At 67.3% G+C, this 17,314-nt stretch carries 20 protein-coding genes; 17 read left to right on the top strand and 3 right to left on the bottom strand.

The window, feature by feature from the left end; translation table 11 throughout:
• The first annotated feature begins 9 nt into the window (after positions 1–9).
• From metH to AB4Z48_RS31330, 5 genes are all read left to right on the top strand, one after another.
• Positions 10–2,757, top strand: coding sequence for a methionine synthase (gene metH, locus AB4Z48_RS31350; RefSeq protein WP_441621235.1), 2,748 nt, complete (start codon positions 10–12; stop codon positions 2,755–2,757).
• Between the two features lie 239 nt (positions 2,758–2,996).
• A complete protein-coding gene (locus AB4Z48_RS31345; RefSeq protein WP_441621233.1) occupies positions 2,997–3,338 on the top strand; it encodes a hypothetical protein in 342 nt (113 codons plus the stop codon).
• A 266-nt stretch (positions 3,339–3,604) separates the two neighbouring features.
• Complete coding sequence (locus tag AB4Z48_RS31340; RefSeq protein WP_441621231.1) at positions 3,605–4,237, top strand: response regulator; 633 nt, start codon at positions 3,605–3,607, stop codon at positions 4,235–4,237.
• 112 nt (positions 4,238–4,349) lie between these two features.
• Entirely contained in the window at positions 4,350–4,757 is a 408-nt protein-coding gene (locus tag AB4Z48_RS31335; RefSeq protein WP_441621229.1) for a response regulator, read from the top strand.
• 116 nt (positions 4,758–4,873) lie between these two features.
• Positions 4,874–5,017, top strand: coding sequence for an entericidin A/B family lipoprotein (locus AB4Z48_RS31330; protein ID WP_441621227.1), 144 nt, complete (start codon positions 4,874–4,876; stop codon positions 5,015–5,017).
• Positions 5,018–5,184: 167 nt separating this feature from the next.
• On the opposite strand, the gene AB4Z48_RS31325 is transcribed toward AB4Z48_RS31330, so the two are convergent.
• Positions 5,185–6,654, bottom strand: coding sequence for a CHASE3 domain-containing protein (locus tag AB4Z48_RS31325; protein WP_441621225.1), 1,470 nt, complete (start codon positions 6,652–6,654; stop codon positions 5,185–5,187).
• A gap of 312 nt (positions 6,655–6,966) precedes the next feature.
• Here AB4Z48_RS31325 and AB4Z48_RS31320 point away from each other — a divergent pair, with 312 nt between their 5' ends.
• The 4 genes from AB4Z48_RS31320 to AB4Z48_RS31305 all read left to right on the top strand — a co-directional run bounded on the left by AB4Z48_RS31320 (position 6,967) and on the right by AB4Z48_RS31305 (position 8,678).
• Entirely contained in the window at positions 6,967–7,140 is a 174-nt protein-coding gene (locus AB4Z48_RS31320; protein ID WP_441621223.1) for a DUF1328 family protein, read from the top strand.
• Positions 7,141–7,225: 85 nt separating this feature from the next.
• Entirely contained in the window at positions 7,226–7,387 is a 162-nt protein-coding gene (locus tag AB4Z48_RS31315) for a DUF1328 domain-containing protein (protein WP_020206329.1), read from the top strand.
• Between the two features lie 87 nt (positions 7,388–7,474).
• On the top strand, positions 7,475–7,912 hold the full coding sequence (locus AB4Z48_RS31310) for a glycine zipper domain-containing protein (RefSeq protein ID WP_441621221.1): 438 nt from the start codon (positions 7,475–7,477) through the stop codon (positions 7,910–7,912).
• Positions 7,913–8,081: 169 nt separating this feature from the next.
• Positions 8,082–8,678, top strand: coding sequence for a ferritin-like domain-containing protein (locus AB4Z48_RS31305; RefSeq protein ID WP_441621219.1), 597 nt, complete (start codon positions 8,082–8,084; stop codon positions 8,676–8,678).
• Between the two features lie 272 nt (positions 8,679–8,950).
• Here the strand turns inward: AB4Z48_RS31305 and AB4Z48_RS31300 are convergent, their stop codons facing one another.
• Positions 8,951–9,271: a DUF1840 domain-containing protein gene (locus AB4Z48_RS31300; protein WP_441621217.1), complete on the bottom strand. Its 321-nt coding sequence runs from the start codon at positions 9,269–9,271 to the stop codon at positions 8,951–8,953.
• Between the two features lie 214 nt (positions 9,272–9,485).
• Between AB4Z48_RS31300 and argS the strand changes: the two genes are divergently transcribed.
• The 5 genes from argS to AB4Z48_RS31275 all read left to right on the top strand — a co-directional run bounded on the left by argS (position 9,486) and on the right by AB4Z48_RS31275 (position 14,705).
• Positions 9,486–11,279 (top strand): arginine--tRNA ligase, encoded by a 1,794-nt coding sequence (gene argS / locus AB4Z48_RS31295; RefSeq protein WP_441621215.1) that lies wholly within the window; start codon positions 9,486–9,488, stop codon positions 11,277–11,279.
• A gap of 124 nt (positions 11,280–11,403) precedes the next feature.
• Positions 11,404–12,174, top strand: coding sequence for an SPOR domain-containing protein (locus AB4Z48_RS31290; protein WP_441621213.1), 771 nt, complete (start codon positions 11,404–11,406; stop codon positions 12,172–12,174).
• Between the two features lie 79 nt (positions 12,175–12,253).
• The gene (locus AB4Z48_RS31285) at positions 12,254–12,892 is read left to right on the top strand and encodes a thiol:disulfide interchange protein DsbA/DsbL (RefSeq protein ID WP_441621211.1); all 639 of its coding nucleotides are present in this window, start codon (positions 12,254–12,256) and stop codon (positions 12,890–12,892) included.
• A gap of 155 nt (positions 12,893–13,047) precedes the next feature.
• Positions 13,048–13,848: an SDR family oxidoreductase gene (locus tag AB4Z48_RS31280; protein WP_441621209.1), complete on the top strand. Its 801-nt coding sequence runs from the start codon at positions 13,048–13,050 to the stop codon at positions 13,846–13,848.
• Positions 13,849–13,868: 20 nt separating this feature from the next.
• Positions 13,869–14,705, top strand: coding sequence for a helical backbone metal receptor (locus AB4Z48_RS31275; protein WP_441621317.1), 837 nt, complete (start codon positions 13,869–13,871; stop codon positions 14,703–14,705).
• 33 nt (positions 14,706–14,738) lie between these two features.
• On the opposite strand, the gene AB4Z48_RS31270 is transcribed toward AB4Z48_RS31275, so the two are convergent.
• On the bottom strand, positions 14,739–15,812 hold the full coding sequence (locus tag AB4Z48_RS31270; RefSeq protein ID WP_441621207.1) for an MBL fold metallo-hydrolase: 1,074 nt from the start codon (positions 15,810–15,812) through the stop codon (positions 14,739–14,741).
• Positions 15,813–16,027: 215 nt separating this feature from the next.
• On the opposite strand from AB4Z48_RS31270, the gene AB4Z48_RS31265 reads away from it, so the two are divergent.
• The 3 genes from AB4Z48_RS31265 to AB4Z48_RS31255 all read left to right on the top strand — a co-directional run.
• Positions 16,028–16,465, top strand: a complete 438-nt coding sequence (locus AB4Z48_RS31265; protein ID WP_441621205.1) for a MerR family transcriptional regulator — start codon at positions 16,028–16,030, stop codon at positions 16,463–16,465.
• A 116-nt stretch (positions 16,466–16,581) separates the two neighbouring features.
• Positions 16,582–17,061, top strand: a complete 480-nt coding sequence (locus AB4Z48_RS31260) for a PaaI family thioesterase (RefSeq protein ID WP_441621203.1) — start codon at positions 16,582–16,584, stop codon at positions 17,059–17,061.
• 45 nt (positions 17,062–17,106) lie between these two features.
• A partial coding sequence (locus AB4Z48_RS31255) for an acyl-CoA dehydrogenase family protein (protein ID WP_441621202.1) occupies positions 17,107–17,314 on the top strand: 208 nt, incomplete at its 3' end.

Below are 17,314 nucleotides of genomic sequence, written 5' to 3'. Positions count from 1 at the left end.
GATCAAGCCATGACCAACGATACCCTGCCGCCGCGCCCGATGCGCCTGTCCGGCCTCGAGCCCTTCACCATCGACGAGGACACGCTCTTCGTCAACGTCGGCGAGCGCACCAACGTCACCGGCTCCAAGGCCTTCGCCCGCATGATCCTCAACGGCCAGTTCGACGAGGCCCTGGTGGTGGCGCGCCAGCAGGTCGAGAACGGCGCGCAGATCATCGACATCAACATGGACGAGGCCATGCTGGACTCCAAGGCCGCCATGGTGAGGTTCCTCAACCTGATCGCCTCCGAGCCCGATATCGCGCGCGTGCCCATCATGCTGGACTCGTCCAAGTGGGAAGTGATCGAGGCCGGCCTGAAGTGCGTGCAGGGCAAGCCTGTGGTCAACTCGATCTCGCTCAAGGAAGGCGAGGAACAGTTCCGCCATCACGCCGGGCTGATCCGCCGCTACGGCGCGGCTTCCGTGGTGATGGCCTTCGACGAGAAGGGCCAGGCCGATACCTTCGCGCGCAAGACCGAGATCTGCAAGCGCAGCTACGACATCCTGGTCAATGAAGTCGGCTTCCCGCCCGAAGACATCATCTTCGACCCGAACATCTTCGCGGTGGCGACCGGCATCGAGGAGCACAACAACTACGCGGTGGACTTTATCGAGGCCACCGCCTGGATCAAGCAGAACCTGCCGTACGCCAAGGTCAGCGGCGGCGTGTCCAACGTATCGTTCTCGTTCCGCGGCAACGACGCGGTGCGCGAGGCCATCCACACCGTGTTCCTGTACCACGCCATCAAGGCCGGTATGGACATGGGCATCGTCAACGCCGGCCAGCTCGGCGTGTACGACCAGCTTGACCCGGAGTTGCGCGAGCGCGTGGAAGACGTGGTGCTCAATCGCCGCGAGGACAGCACCGACCGCTTGCTGGAAATCGCCGACCGCTTCAAGGGCGGCGGCGCCAAGAAGGAAGAGAACCTGCTGTGGCGCGGCACGCCCGAGAACCCGGTGCCGGTGGGCGACCGCCTTTCCCACGCGCTGGTGCACGGGATCACCACCTTCATCGTGGAAGACACGGAAGAAGTGCGGCAGATCGTGGAGGCGCGCGGCGGCCGTCCGATCGAGGTGATCGAAGGCCCGCTGATGGACGGCATGAACATCGTGGGCGACCTGTTCGGCGCCGGCAAGATGTTCCTGCCGCAGGTGGTCAAGAGCGCGCGCGTGATGAAGCAGGCGGTGGCGCACCTGCTGCCCTACATCGAGGAAGAAAAGCGCCTGCTGGCCGAGGCCGGCGGCGACGTGCGCGCGCGCGGCAAGATCGTCATCGCCACGGTCAAGGGCGACGTGCACGATATCGGCAAGAACATCGTGTCGGTGGTGCTCCAGTGCAATAACTTCGAAGTGGTCAACATGGGCGTGATGGTCCCGTGCAACGAGATCCTGGCGCGCGCCAAGGTCGAGGGCGCGGACATCGTCGGCCTGTCCGGGCTGATCACGCCCTCGCTCGAGGAGATGGCCTACGTCGCCTCGGAGATGCAGCGCGACGACTACTTCCGCATCAAGAAGATCCCGCTGCTGATCGGCGGCGCCACCACCTCGCGCGTGCACACCGCGGTCAAGATCGCGCCGCACTACGAAGGCCCGGTGGTCTACGTGCCGGACGCCTCGCGCTCGGTGAGCGTGGCGTCGAGCCTGCTGTCCGATGAAGGCGCGGCGCGCTACCTCGACGAGCTGAAGTCCGACTACGAGCGCATCCGCCACCAGCACGCCAACAAGAAGGCCACGCCGATGGTGACGCTGGCGCAGGCGCGCGCCAACAAGACGAAGGTGGACTGGAGCGCCTACGTGCCGCCCAGGCCCAAGTTCGTCGGCCGCCGCATCTTCCGCAACTACGACCTGGCGGAGCTGGCCAACTACATCGACTGGGGCCCGTTCTTCCAGACCTGGGACCTGGCCGGCAAATTCCCCGACATCCTCAACGACGAGATCGTCGGCGAGTCCGCGCGCCGCGTGTTCTCGGACGGCAAGGCCATGCTGGCGCGCCTGATCCAGGGCCGCTGGCTGACCGCCAACGGCGTGCTGGCCCTGCTGCCGGCCAATACCGTCAACGACGACGATATCGAGATCTATACCGACGAGAGCCGCAACCAGGTCGCGCTGACCTGGCACAACCTGCGCCAGCAGAGCGAGCGCCCGGTGATCGACGGCGTGATGCGGCCCAACCGCTGCCTGGCCGATTTCGTCGCGCCGAAGGACAGCGGCATCGCCGACTACATCGGCGTGTTCGCGGTCACCGCAGGTATCGGCGTGGACAAGAAGGAAGCGCAGTTCGAAGCCGACCACGACGACTACAGCGCGATCATGCTGAAGTCGCTCGCCGACCGCCTGGCCGAAGCCTTCGCCGAATGCCTGCACGAACGCGTGCGCAAGGATTTGTGGGGCTACGACGCCGGCGAGGTGCTCACCAACGACCAGCTGATCGAAGAGCGCTATCGCGGCGTGCGCCCGGCGCCGGGCTACCCGGCCTGTCCGGAGCACACGGTCAAGGCGCCGATGTTCGAGTACCTCAATGCCGCCGAGATCGGCATGGGCATCACCGATTCGCTGGCCATGACGCCGGCCGCCTCGGTGAGCGGCTTCTATCTTGCGCATCCCGAGTCGACGTATTTCTCGGTGGGCAAGATCGGCCAGGACCAGCTCGACGACATGGTCGCGCGCCGCGGCGAGGAACGCAGCGTGCTCGAGCGCGCGCTCGCGCCAAACCTGTAACCGCATCTGGCCGGCGGCGGCGGCAATTTGCCTTGCCGCGCCGCCGCAAGCCGTTGGGTACGCAGGGCAAACGGCCTGCCGGGCACCACCGCGCGGCTTTGTAAGTTCTTCACTACTCCTTACAAGGCATTACATCTCCTAACAGACCGCGCGGCGCCGCGTCCATAGACTGGGGGCTCACATCAAGTGAACGCCGCAGCGAATGTTTCGCCGCGGAGCTAACTGCAAGGAGCCTCTCCATGAACAAACTGCTGATCTCCCTTTCCGCTCTCTCGATCGCTGCCGCTTCCTCGCTGGCCATGGCGCAAGGCACCGGAGTCGATGCGAAGGCAGGCGCCACCGGCGCCATGGCGGCGCCCGCGATGAGCGCGCCCGCAGACAAGGGTGCAGCGGCCGGCGCAGGTGTGAGCGCGGGCGTGGGCGCTGACACGGGTGCGGATGCCAAGATTGGCGCCGACGCGCAGGCCAAGGCCACCGCCAAGACCAAGAAGCACGCCAGCCATGTCAAGGCGAAGAAGGGCGCGGCTGCCGCCGACACCAGCGCTGCCGCGGACACCGGCGCGGCGGCCAAGGTCCAGTAAGGTCCGGCAGGCATGGCGCGACAGGCCAGCCCGCGCGGCTGACCGGTCCGCGGCGGGCACGCCGGCGCGCGGACCCGGCCACAGGGCTACGCGACGAAGGGACGGGTTTCACCCCGTCCCTTTTTTCTTTTGCCCCAGAGCCGCGCCATGTCAGTCTTACACCGACAGTCTCGGGGCTTTGTAACCACTACAATGTTTTTGTCCACTGGCCCAGTGGGCCAGCCCGCCCTCCCGGAGAGCGGCGCATCCAAGCCCAGGGAGATACCATGATTCGCGTTCTGATCGCCGACGATCACCAGATCGTGCGCGCCGGTCTGCGCCAGTTCATTTCCGATGAACCCGATATCCGGGTGGAAGGGGAGGCTGCCAGCGGCGATGAAGTGATGACCCGGCTGCGCGAGCGCGAATTCGACGTGATCGTGCTCGATATCTCGATGCCCGACCGCAACGGCATCGACGTGCTCAAGATGCTGCGCCAGCGCCATCCCGCCCTGCCGGTGCTGATCCTGTCCACGTACCCCGAAGAGCAGTACGCCATCAACCTGATCCGCGCGGGCGCCTCCGGCTACCTGACCAAGGAGAGCGCGCCCGACGACCTGGTCAAGGCGATCCGCACCGTGGCCCAGGGCCGCCGCTATGTCAGCGCGACGGTCGCGGACCTGCTGATCGGCGGGCTGGAGAAGCCCACCGACCAGCCCTTGCACCAGACCTTGTCCAAGCGGGAATTCCAGATCTTCTGCAAGCTCTCGCGCGGGCAGTCGGTGTCGGTGATCGCCGATGAACTGTTCCTCAGCGTCAAGACGGTCAGCACGTACCGTTCGCGCATCCTGGAAAAAATGGGCATGAAGACCAACGCGGACCTGACCTACTACGCGATCAAGAACGGGTTGGTGGAGTAACTTGGTCAAGGCGCCGGGGAGGCCAGCGCGGCGAGAAAACGCCGATTGCCCGACACGCCTGTAGGACGGACCCCGATAGTCTGTTTCTATATTCGGTTGCTACCATTGAATCATGTTGGATCAAGCTGCGGCCCCCTCGTATCGTGCGCTGCGGGTCCTGCTCATAGAGGACTCGGCGGTCCTGCGGGGTATGTTGCTCGAGTACCTGAACGCGTTTCCGTTTGTCGAGGTCGTGGATTGGGCGGACACCGAAAGCTCGGCACTGCGCCTCTATGAGGMGGGCAGGTACGAGGTCGTCATCGTCGACCTGCAACTCAGGCAAGGCAATGGCATCAATGTGCTGCGCGGCATGCGGAAGTCCGAGCCCTCGGGCATCCGCATCGTGTACACCAACCATGCGCAGGTGCCGACCTACCGGCGCCAGTGCGCCGAGGCCGGGGCGGACTATTTTTTCGACAAGTCCCTCGAGTTGGAGCAGGTGTTTCGCGTGATCGAGGAGTACGCGCAAGCGGGCGCTTGAGCTTGTCATGGCTTCCGGTCATCGCTTGCGGGGCCGGCCGCCCCGGGCGGCCGTACCGTTTTACCAGCAGTTCCTCCCGCGGCGAGTCCGCGTCAACCTAGAGCAAGGAGAGAAACATGAGAAAGCTAATGGCGCTGTTTTGCCTGGCGGGTGTCGTCCTGGTGACAGGCTGCAACACAGTATCGGGCGCAGGCAAGGATATCGAACGCGGTGGCGAAAAGATGCAGGGTGCCGCCCAGGATACAAAGCAGAAGATGTAAGCCATGCCGGTGCCGTCGCGGCGGGCGCCAGGGCGTCTCCCGCGCGGCTTCCGTGGCCTTTTCACCGCAGCATTTTTACCGCGGACGAGTAAACGGAAACGGCGGACGCAAGCACGTCCGCCGTTTCCGTTCGTGCCTGCGCTGTCGCCTGGCCCGGTCGCGCGGGCCTAGCCTTGCCCGCTCGGCGTCCCGGCGGGCGGCGGCGCGACCTCGCCCGCGGGGGGCGGCACTTGCGCGGGGGCGTCGCCGGATGCCTCATCGTCATGGCGCTCGGGCGCCACGATGGCGTCGGTCAGCGGCACCTCCACGCGGATGGTCACGCCGGCGCCGGGTTCGGATGCAATGTCGATCGTGCCGCCGAGCGCAATCACGCGCTGCTCCATGCCCAGCAGGCCATGATGTCCCACCGCGCGGCGTGTTTCGAAATCGGGCGGCAGGCCGCGGCCGTCATCGCTCACCTGCAGCGTCAGCACGCCGTCCATATTGTCCAGCGTGATGGTCACGAGCCGGGCTTCGGCGTACTTGCTGGCATTGGTCAGCGATTCCTGCACGATGCGGTAGAGCGCGATGGCGGCGTCGTCGCGCAGCGGCGGTACCGTCTCGCCGAGTCGTACGTCGGCCTCCCACTGGTTGCGCGCCGCCACCTCCTCGGCGAGCTGGCCGATGGCTTCCTTCAGGCCCAGGTTGAGCAGCACCGTGGGCCGCAGGTCCTCGATCAGGCGCCGCTTGATCTGGATGCCCTGGTCCACATGCAGCATGATGCGCGTGAGCTTTTCCTTCACGTCGGGATGCGAGTCTTCCACGCGGCGGCGCACCCAGTGCATGTCGAGCTTGGTGGCCGTCAGGATGGCGCCGAGTTCGTCGTGCAGCTCGCGCGCCAGGCGCGTCTTCTCATCCTCGGTGACGCGCTGCAGGTGGGAGGCGAGTGCGGACAGCTGGCGCGTGCGTGCGCGCACCATGCGGTCCAGCCGGGCGCTTTCTTCTTCGAGCTCGCTGCGCGCGGCTTCCGACACCGCCATGCGGCGCGAATGCTGCAGCCCGACCACGATCAGCAGCACGATATTGATCGCGGTCAGCAGGCCGATGCCGTAGCGCGACAGCGCCAGGTCGCGGTCGGCATACTCCAGGCTGCGCGACACGGAGCCGGATTCGCGCGCGAGCAGGGATTCGAGCCCGCGCCGGGCGTTGTCCATGGTCTGCTTGCCGAAGTCCGTGCGCACCAGGTCGAGCGCCACTTCCACGTCGCGCTTGCCATAGATCAGCGTCAGGTCCATTTCCGTGAGCTTGCGGTTGACCGCGATGGATGCCGCGGTGAACAGCTTGAGCGCTTCCGGGTCGTCGGCATAGCGGCTGCGCAGCGCGGCCATCAGTGCATTGATATGCGGCAAGGCCTGGTAGTACGGCTGCAGGTAGCTTTCCTTGCCGGTCAGCAGGAAGCCGCGCTGGCCGGCCTCGGCATTGACCAGCTCGCCGATCAGCGAAGTGATCTGGCCCTGTACCTGCTGCGACTGGATCACTTGCGTATAACCCTGGCGCAGGCGGATGTTGCCTGCCTCGGATGCCATCAGCACCACCACCGTCAGCAAGATGCCGCCCGCCAGCAGCAGCGTGGAGCGCAACATGGATTGCTTGAGCATTGTCAGTTCCCGATGTGGGGCGCGGTCCGACACCGCTCGCCGGCCACGTCGCGGCGCCATGCGATGGGGCCGGTTGTCGCGAACCCTGTCTGCGACGATGGAAGCACATCGGCGGCCCCCGGTCAACCTGCGGCACGGCCGGCGGCGCCCGCCAGCCCGGGCCCGCGCGGGTGCTGTAGGAATCCACTGACATCTGAATCGGTGGGCCAGCGGTGCCTGCCCCGTGACCCGGTTTCTACCATTGAGCCATCAGCTAGTCACGAGCTTGCGCCCCCTGCGCAAGTCAGCCAGCGAAACGAGAGGAGAACGTCGATGCTCAAATGGGCGCTGATTTTTGCCGTGGTTTCCCTGATTGCCGGCCTGCTCGGCTTTACCGGTATTGCCGCTGGCGCGGCCGGCATCGCCAAGGTCCTGTTCTTTATTTTCCTGGTGCTGTTCGTGCTGTTCCTTGTCCTGGGCGCGACCGTGTTCAAGGCGGTGAAATAGCCGGTCGCCATCGCCGGGGTCCTGCTGCTGCCGGCGCGCTGCGCCGGCTGGCGCGACAGGCAAGCCAATCTAGGGAGTTGCCATCATGTTGCACTACGCACTCGTATTTTTCGTCATCGCCCTGATCGCCGCGCTGTTCGGCTTCGGCGGCATTGCCGCGGGGGCGGTGGAGATCGCCAAGATCCTGTTCTTCATCTTCCTGGTGGTCGCCCTCGTGACCTTCGTGATCAGCCTGGTCAGGCGATAGCCGAGAACCGGGCGGTGCCGCGGCCGGCTGGCCGCGGGCCGGACCGGAGATGAAACCGTGAATGAAGACAGACATGGAGATAAACCTATGCTGACCCACAACCCGAAGGTGAAGAAAGAATTCACGCACCTGGCCGACAGCGCCGGGAACACGGTGCGCCAGATGCGGCTCGCCGCGCGCGACACCCGCAGCGCCGCCCGCGATGCTGCCAGTCCCGTGGCCGAGGAGGTGCGGTCCCTGATCGCGCAGCTCGAGCACACCATGGAGGTGCTTGGCCGCGAAGGGTCTTCCGAAGCCGTGCAGGCGGGACGACGGCTGCAGGATCGTACCCGCGCGCTGGCCGAGCATCTGCGCCAGGCCACCCTCGACGGTGCCAGCCGCGCCCGCGAGCGGGTCGACTTCGCCGTGGAAGGCGTGCAGCAGCGCGTAGTGGAGTCGCCGCTCAAGGCGGTCGGCATCGCGGCGGCGGTCGGTGCCTTCGTCGGCTTGCTGCTGGCGGTCAACGGCCGCGCCAGGAACGACTGACGCTACCCGCGCGGCCGCCTGCGCCTGGCGGGGGCGGTCGTTGTTTCCTCGGGCCCGCGGGCGCGCCGGCAAGTTGCCACCAGGCGGAGGCCCGCCGCATATAGCCCTTCGACCCCTTCGCCCCCTTCGCGCTTTCCCACAGCCGCATTCCCACAGGAGCATCACAGTCATGGACACCCCTGTCACCGAGAGACCCGCCGGCAAGGGCGCGGCACCGGCCCGCAACGAGCAAGGCGCCAGCGGCGGCTTCCTGACGGATGTGAAGACGTTGCGCGACCGCGCGCGCAAGCACATCGAGGATGGCGCCGTGACGCAGAACTACGACGCCGACCGCGCCACCGTGCTCAAGCTGCTCAACGAAGCGCTGGCCACCGAGCTGGTCTGCGTGCTGCGCTACCGCCGCCACTACTTCATGGCCAAGGGCATCCACGCCGAGCCGGTCGCCGCGGAATTCAAGGTGCATTCCGATGAAGAGCAGGCTCACGCGGATCGCATCGCCGCGCGCATCGTGCAGCTTGGCGGCGCGCCCGATTTCGCGCCGGACACGCTGTCGGCGCGCAGCCATTCCGAGTACGTCGAAGGCAAGTCGCTGACGGACATGATCAAGGAGAACCTCGTCGCCGAGCGGATCGCGATCGAGAGCTACCTGGAAATGGTGCAGTACATCGGCGAGCGCGACCCGACCACGCGCCGGATGCTGGAAGACATCCTCGCCGTCGAGGAAGAGCATGCCGACGAACTGTCGGACATGCTGGAAAAGGGCTGAACCCGGCGCCGGGAGGAAAGTGCCGCATGCAGCATGTCGCGTGGCGGCGGCGCCTTCCTTGTCCGCACCGGACCTGATTTCTCCCCCTTGCGGATCCCCTCCCTGATCCGGCAGGCCCGGCATCCTCGCCGGGCTCTTTTTTTGGCCCGCCGACGTGCGGGGCATCCCCGCGGGGCTCCGGCGTCCCGGCCTGGGCCGCGGCAGGCCGCGTCGGCTGCGGCCAGATGCGACAAAGCCCGCGTCAGCGGGCTTTGCGCGGCGGGCGGGGCGCTCTAGACGCCCCAGAGTACATCGGTGTTCTCGCGCTGGGAGGCGCGCAGCATATCGAGGAAAGGATAGGCGCGCTGGCCCAGGTGCAGCGGCTCGTCCTCCTCCTCGTCCTGCTTGCCCGGCGTTACCGACGATTCGGCCGGGTGCACCCGCTTGGCGTCCGTCACTGCGGCTTCGAGCTTGTGGATGGCGCGCGGCATTTCTTCGGCGGTGATCACCCCGCGCTCTCCCAGGTGCTTGCCGATAATCCCGAGGAGCGTGACAGCCAGATCCCTCATCATGATCAGGTCTTGCGCCGCATGGGATTTGAAGGTGATCAGCATGATATTTCCTTTCCTTGACTACAGCGAAGTGACAAGATCGCGCGGCATGTCCGGGATTCGGGCGGGGGCGCGCAACGGCCGGTTTCGGGCTCGCTGCATGATGTCAGCATAGCACCTGATAAAATTCCGCGTTCTGCAATTCATTGCCTGCCACGCGACGCCGCATCCACATGCCGCGCCGGCGCCGGACAACCGCCCCAGGGCCACGACATTCATGCTGCCTGTTCAGACCTCCAATCTCGCCGCTGCGTTCCTTGACGCCGTGCGCGCCCTCGCTCCGGCCGACGCCACGCTGCCCGCCGTGACCTTCGAGCGCCCCAAGTCCGCCGCCCACGGCGACCTTGCCTGCAACCTGGCCATGCAGGTTGCCCGCGCGCTCAAGCGCAACCCGCGCGAGCTGGCCCAGCAGATCGTCGATGCCGTCAAGGCCGATGCGCGCACCGCGGACCTGGTGGCCGGCATGGAGATCGCCGGCCCCGGCTTCATCAACCTGCGCCTGACACCGGCGGCCAAGGCCGACGTGCTGCGCGCCGTGCTGGAGCAGGGCAACCGCTACGGCGCCCAGGAGCAGGGCGTGCACGGCAAGGTGCTGGTGGAGTTCGTCTCGGCCAACCCGACCGGCCCGCTGCACGTGGGCCACGGCCGGCAGGCGGCGCTGGGCGACGCCCTGGCCAACCTGCTGGACTGGCAGGGCTTCGACGTGCACCGCGAGTTCTACTACAACGACGCCGGCGTGCAGATCCAGACCCTGGCGGTCTCGGTGCAGGCGCGCGCGCGCGGCGTCAAGCCGGGCGACGCCGGCTGGCCCGAAGCGGCCTACAACGGCGACTACATCGCCGACATCGCCGCCGACTTCCTGGCCGGCAAGCGCGTGCGCGCGTCCGATGGCGACGAGGTGACGGCATCGGGCAACGCCGAGGATATCGACTCGATCCGCAAGTTCGCCGTGGCCTACCTGCGCAACGAGCAGGACATCGACCTGCGCGCCTTCGGCGTCAAGTTCGACCGCTACTACCTGGAATCGTCGCTGTACACCGACGGCAAGGTGGAAGCCGCCGTGCAGTCGCTGATCGCCAAGGGCAAGACCTACGAGAACGAAGGCGCGCTGTGGCTGCGCACCACCGACGACGGCGACGACAAGGACCGCGTCATGCGCAAGGGCGACGGCACCTACACCTACTTCGTGCCGGACGTGGCGTACCACACCACCAAGTGGGATCGCGGCTTCGCCAAGGTCATCAACGTGCAGGGCAGCGACCACCACGGCACCATCGCGCGCGTGCGCGCCGGCCTGCAGGGGCTGGAGATCGGCATTCCGGCGGGCTACCCCGACTATGTGCTGCACAAGATGGTCACCGTGATGAAGAACGGCGAGGAGGTCAAGATCTCCAAGCGCGCCGGCTCCTACGTGACCGTGCGCGACCTGATCGAGTGGAGCAACGGCGCCGAGGGCGGCGAGACCATCCGCGGCTGCCTGGACGCGGGCGTGGCTGACTGGCCGTCGCACTTCACGCGCGGGCGCGACGCGGTGCGCTTTTTCCTGCTGTCGCGCAAGGCGGATACGGAGTTCGTGTTCGATGTCGACCTCGCGCTCAAGCAAAACGACGAGAACCCGGTGTACTACGTGCAGTACGCGCACGCCCGCATCTGCTCGATCTTCGAATCGTGGGGCGGCGCGGACTGGGAAGCGAAGCTCGCCACGCTGGCCGGCACCGACCTTGCGCCGGTGACGGGCGCCGGCGCAAGCCCGCAGGCGCTCGCCCTGGGGCAGCGTCTGGCCGACTTCCCTGACATGCTGGCCGCGGCGGCAACCGAGCTGGCGCCGCATGCGGTCGCCTTCTACCTGCGCGACCTGGCCGGGGATTTCCATGCCTTCTATAACGCTGACCGCGTGCTGGTGGATGACGAACCGGTCAAGCTGGCGCGCCTGGCGCTGCTGGCCGCCACGCGCCAGGTGCTGCGCAACGGTCTGGCGGTGATCGGCGTCTCCGCGCCGCAGCGCATGTAAGCGCACGCGGACCGCGGCCGCGCCGGGCACCGCCCGGCGTGGCCACGCGTGTCGCCCTGACCACAGACAGTGATGCGCGGACCGGCGCAGGCTCTATAATCGCGCCATCACGCTAGAGGAATTCATGCAACAGCAACGCAAGCGCGCCCCGCGCAATGCCAGCCGCGCGCCGCAGCGCGGAGGTACGTTCCTGGGACTGGTGCTGGGCCTGATCATCGGCCTGGCGATCGCGGTGGTGGTCGCCTTGTACATCACCCGCTCCCCCGCGCCATTCCAGCAGAAGAACGGACAGAAGCCGGCCGACCCCGGCAATGTCGTCAGCAGCCTGCCCACGCCGGCGCAGGACGCGCCGAGCGATCCCAACAAGCCGCTGTGGAGCAAGACGCCGGCCAAGCCGGTCGGCCCCGCCGCCGAACCCGAGCAGCCCGCCGGGCCGGCGCCCACGGCCAGGCCGGCCGAGCGCCCGCAGCCGCCCGTGGTCGCGACCCGTCCGGCCGACAAGCCCGCCGAGCGGCCCGCCGACAAGCCGGCTGAAAGGCCCGCCGAGAAGCCGGCCGACAAGGTTGCGCAGAAGCCCGCCGACAAACCGGCGGAAAAACCCGCCGAGAAGCCGGTCGCCGATCCCATCGCCGAGATCGCGCAGGCCGATGCCAACAAGGTGGGCTACCTGCTGCAGGTGGGCGCCTTCCGCTCGCAGGACGACGCCGACCGCCAGAAGGCCAACCTGGCCATGCAGGGCTTCGAAGCCAAGGTCACCGAGCGCGATGTCAACGGCGTGAAGCTGTATCGCGTGCGCCTGGGGCCGTTCAACAAGATCGAAGACATGAACCGCTCGCGCGACCGCCTGCAGTCGTCGGGTTTCGAAGCTTCGGTCATCCGCTTTACCAAGCAGTAATACAACCCGGGGCGTCCGCTGAACCGGAACGCCCCGCCGCTGTCATACGCTCATCGCCCATCCTCGAAAGCCGCGTCATATGAAGAAACTCGCCACCTTGTTCGCCACGCTGGTCGCCGTGACCGGTTTCCTGATGAACGCGCCCGCGCAGGCGGCCGCACCCACCGCGGGCAAGGAATACCAGGTCCTGAAGGCACCGCAGCCCGTCACTCAGGGCAAGATCGAAGTCACCGAATTCTTCTGGTACGGCTGCCCGCACTGCTTCGACTTCGAACCCGAGCTCGAGGCATGGGTGAGCAAGCAGGGCAAGGACGTGGTGTTCAAGCGCGTGCCGGTCGCCTTCCGCGACGACCTGCTGCCGCACACCAAGATCTTCTACGCGCTGGAAGCCATGGGCAAGCTCGACGCCATGCACGGCAAGGTCTTCAGCGCCATCCACGTGGACCGCAAGCGCATGCTCGACCCGAACGAGATCGCTGACTTCATGGCCAAGAACGGCATCGACCGCAAGGCCTTCCTCGATGCCTACAACTCGTTCTCGGTGACCACCAACACGCAGCGCGCCAACAAGATCGCCGACGCCTACAAGATCGACGGCGTGCCGACCGTGGTCGTGCAGGGCAAGTACGTGACCTCGCCGTCCGTCGCCGGCACCAAGGCCGCCGCCATCCAGACCATGGACTTCCTGGTCGGCCAGGTGCGCGACAAGAAACTGTAATACCCGTTGCGGCGCGCGCGGGCCAGGCGGCCGGCGCGCCGCGCGTTCGACCGGCAGCGCCGGCGCCGGCTTGGCGCAACGGCGTCCGGACTGCGTCGGGGCGGGTCTGCCGGCATGACGATGTTGCGGTTTTCCCTGGACCCCTCCCCATCCCGATGCGAGCATTGAAAGTCTTCCTCACCGGCGCGTCGAGCGGACTCGGCCAGGCCCTGGCGCGCGAGTACGCCGCGCAAGGCGCCATCCTCGGGCTGGTTGGCCGGCGCGAAGACGCGCTGCGCGAGCTGGCCGCCAGCCTGCCCAATCCCAATGCGGTGCGCGTCTATGCCGCGGATGTGCGCGACGCCGACTCCATGCAGGCGGCCGCGCAGGATTTCCTCGATCATTTCGGCTGCCCTGACGTGGTGATCGCCAACGCCGGCGTATCGGTGGGTACCGTTGCCAGCGAGCGCGAGGATCTCGAAGCCTTCCGCATGGTGATGGACACCAACTGGTTCGGCGTGCTCACCACCTTCCAGCCCTTCATGCAGCCCATGCGCGCGCGCGAGCCCGGCGCCGGCGGCTGGCGCGGCACGCTGGTCGGCATCGCCAGCGTGGCTGGCGTGCGCGGCCTGCCCGGGGGCGGCGCCTACAGCGCGTCCAAGTCCGCCGTCATCAAGCTGCTGGAGAGCCTGCGCCTGGAACAGCGCCGCGAGCGCATCCGCGTGGTCACCATTGCGCCCGGCTATATCCGCACGCCGATGACCGAGCACAATCCCTATCGCATGCCTTTCCTGATGGATGCCGACGATTTCGCCCGCAAGGCCGTGCGCGCCATCGCCGCGGGCCGGCGCTTCGCCGTGGTGCCGTGGCAGATGGGCGTGGTCGCCTCCATCCTGCACCTGATGCCGCGCTGGCTGTACGACGCGCTGTTCGCCCGCGCGCCGCGCAAGCCGCGCGGCCAGGGCCGCCAACCGTGACCCCAGCCGTGACCCCAGCCATCGCCTGGCAGGACGCCGCCGGCGCATGGCACGGCGCGGCCGGCGGCGAGGCCCGCATCGCCTCGCTGGTGCCGTCGGTGACCGAACTGCTGTTCGCGCTCGGGCTCGGGCCGCAGATGGTGGCGCGCACCGGCTTCTGCATCCACCCGGAGCCGGCCGTGCGCGCCGTCGCCAAGGTGGGCGGCACCAAGGACGTCAGGCTCGAGCGCTTGCGCGCGCTGGCGCCCACCCACGTCATCGTCAATATCGACGAGAACCGCCGCGAGACGGTCGACGAGATCCGCGCCTTCGTGCCCGGCGTGATCGTTACCCACCCGTGCGCGCCCGAGGACAACCTCGCGCTGTACCGGCTGCTGGGCGGCATCTTCGGCCGCGCCGCCGAAGCCGAAGCACTGTGCGGCGCGCTGCGGTCGGTGCTGGCGCAGGTGCAGGCCAGGCAATGGCCCGCGCGCCGGGTGCTCTACGCGATCTGGCAGGACCCCTGGATGACGGTGTCGCGCGATACCTATATCAGCAGGATGCTGGCGCTGGTCAACTGGCAGACCTGGCCTGCGGCCGACACGCTGCCGGAAGCCTGCGTGGATGGCGACTGCAGCCGGCCCAATGCGCCCGGGACGCGCTATCCGAGCTTCCGCTGGAGCGACGCGCTGGTGCGCGAGACCGACCTGGTGCTGTTGTCCACCGAGCCCTATCGCTTCACCGAGACGCATGTCGATGCGCTGGAGCGCCAGCTCGGCAAGGAGGTCCTGCTGGTGGATGGCGAGATGGTGTCCTGGTACGGCAGCCGGGCCGTGGACGGCGTGCGCTATCTGACGGAGCTGGCCGGGCAGCGCTAGCGCGCCCGCCCGGCCGGGCCCGGCGGCATGGCGTCAGGCCCTGAAGCGCACCACGCCGTCGTCGCCGGTTTCCCTGCGCACCTCCCCGGCATGCCACAGCAGGTGCAGGTGCGCCAGCGCCTCGCCCATGGCGAAGGTCATCTGGTGGATATCGAACTGCCGGTTGAAGATCACGCCGACGATGTCATGCGCGTTGCATGCCTTCTGCGCGCACGCCGCGCGCGTTTCGGCCAGGCGGTCCACGTGGTGCTCGCGCAGTTGCCGGATACGGGTGTGCAGGTTGCGGAACGGCTTGCCGTGCGAAGGCAGGATCAGCACGTCTTCGGGCAGCGGCTCGTACTTGCCGAGCGAATCCAGATACAGCTTGAGCGGGTTGGCTTCCGGTTCCATGTCGAACACGCTGACATTGGTGGAAATGCGCGGCAGCACCATGTCGCCGGAAATCAGCACGTTGCTGGCGGCGTTGTAGAGCGCCACGTGTTCGGGCGCGTGCCCGAAGCCGGTGATCACGCGCCAGCCGGAGCGGGCCGCGTCGGTGCCGATATGCACGGTGTCGCCTTCCATCAGGCGGCGGTACTGGGTGGGCAGGTCCGGCACCAGCGACGGGTAGTAGCTCTTGCGCGCGCGCAGCTTCTCCAGGCTGTCGGGGTCGGTCAGGCCGTGGCGGGCGAAGTGGCTGGCGGCGAAGTCGCCGCCGGCGTTGGAGCCGGCACCGGTGCCGCTGCCCATCACGCGCGCGTTCATGTAGTCGCCCAGGCTCATCCACAGCCGCACGTCCCAGCGCTTGCACAGCCAGTGGGCCAGGCCGATGTGGTCCGGGTGGCAGTGCGTCGCCAGCACGCGCAGCACGGGCAGGCCCTCGAGTTCGTTGGCGAAAATGGTTTCCCAGTGCGCCTTGATGGTGTCGTTGGTGATGCCGCAGTCGATCACCGTCCAGCCCTCGCGGCCGTCGAGCCGGTCGCGCAGCAGCCACAGGTTGATATGGTCCAGGGCAAAAGGCAGCGGCATGCGCAGCCAGAACACGCCGGGCGCGACTTCCATGCGGGAGCCGGCAGTGGGCATGGCATCGCCAAACGGGTATTGGAGCTGGTGTTCGAGTGCGTTCATGGGAGTCTCTCTGGTCCGAAGCCCTGTGCGCGCGGCGCGGCGCGCAGGCGGGCTTTCTTGTCGTCGTGCCGGCAGCCGCGGAGGTCGGCCGCACGGCATGGTTGCCAGCCGATTTGATTGACGCTAACGTTAACGTCAACCAAAACGGGCTTCTGCCATCTTAAGCGAAAACTTCATTCTGCACCGAACGATCGTTCACTTTTTACCGGGCCCCCATGCCAGCTTCGCCAGCCACGCCGACCTACACCATCACCGATCTTGCCCGCGAGTTCGATGTGACGCCCCGCGCCATCCGCTTCTACGAGGACCAGGGGCTGCTCTCGCCCGAGCGCGAAGGGCCGGGCGGGCGCAAGCGTGTCTACAACGGCCGCGAGCGCACCCGCCTCAAGCTCACGCTGCGCGGCAAGCGCCTCGGCCTGACGCTCAACGAGATCCGGGAGATCCTCGATCTGTACGAATCGCCGCGCGACACCGCGCCGCAGCTCGAGCGCTTCCTGCATTCCCTGGCCCTGCACCGCGGCACGCTGGAGCGCCAGCTCGAAGACCTGCAGGCCCAGCTGGCCGAGATCGACCAGCACGAGCAGCAATGCCGCGCCTTGCTCGCCGCCCAGTCCGGTGCGGACGACGCAGCAATCGGCGTTAAAAGTGCCTGATGCGCTGTTTTCGCGGCGCTGCCGCCGGATTTAGTTGACGTTTACGTAAACGTAAATAAAATAGCTTCGCAACCCGCCCGGCACCGGCAATGCCCCGGCAAAACAGAGGAGAATCCATGCCCGCAGCCTCCGACCCCACCATCGATCGCGCCTCGGAAACAACGCTCGGCGCCGCCCGCATGGACGCCATCGCCACCAGCTTCTCGCGCCAGGGCCTGATGACCGCGTTCGGCGCGGCGCTGACGCGGGTCGAGCGCGGCGAGGTGGAGATCGCCATGCCGTGGTCCGAGGGCGTGACCCAGCAGCATGGCTTTTTCCATGGCGGTGCGGTGGGCGCGCTGGCCGACAGTGCCTGCGGCTACGCGGCCTTGTCGATGGTGGCCGACGGCGAGGCCGGCCTCACCGCCGAGTACAAGATCAACCTGCTGTCGCCCGCGCAGGGCGAGCGCCTGATCGCCGTGGGCCGCGTGCTCAAGCCGGGCCGCACCCTGATCGTGGCGCAGGGCGAAGTCTTCTGCGAGAAGGGCGGCGTGCGCAAGCAGGTGGCCACCATGCTGATGACGCTGTGCGTCGTTCGCACGCTCGGCCACGTATGAGACCAAGACACAACGGATCGCACGGATAACGACAAGGAGACCGCCATGACTGAGTTGCCCGGCCTGAATTTCCGCCTCGGCGAAGACATCGACATGCTGCGCGCGAGCGTGCGCAACTGGGCGCAGGCCGAACTGGCCCCGCGCGCCGCCGAGATCGACCGCACCGACCAGTTCCCGATGGACGCCTGGAAGAAGATGGGCGACCTGGGCGTGCTGGGCATCACGGTGGCCGAGGAATACGGCGGCGCCAACA

Origin of the sequence: Cupriavidus sp. 2TAF22, assembly GCF_052115045.1 — a bacterium.
GTDB lineage: Bacteria > Pseudomonadota > Gammaproteobacteria > Burkholderiales > Burkholderiaceae > Cupriavidus.
The sequence above is the reverse complement of the archived record's forward strand: the minus strand, read 5'-3'. Positions and strand labels throughout refer to the sequence as shown.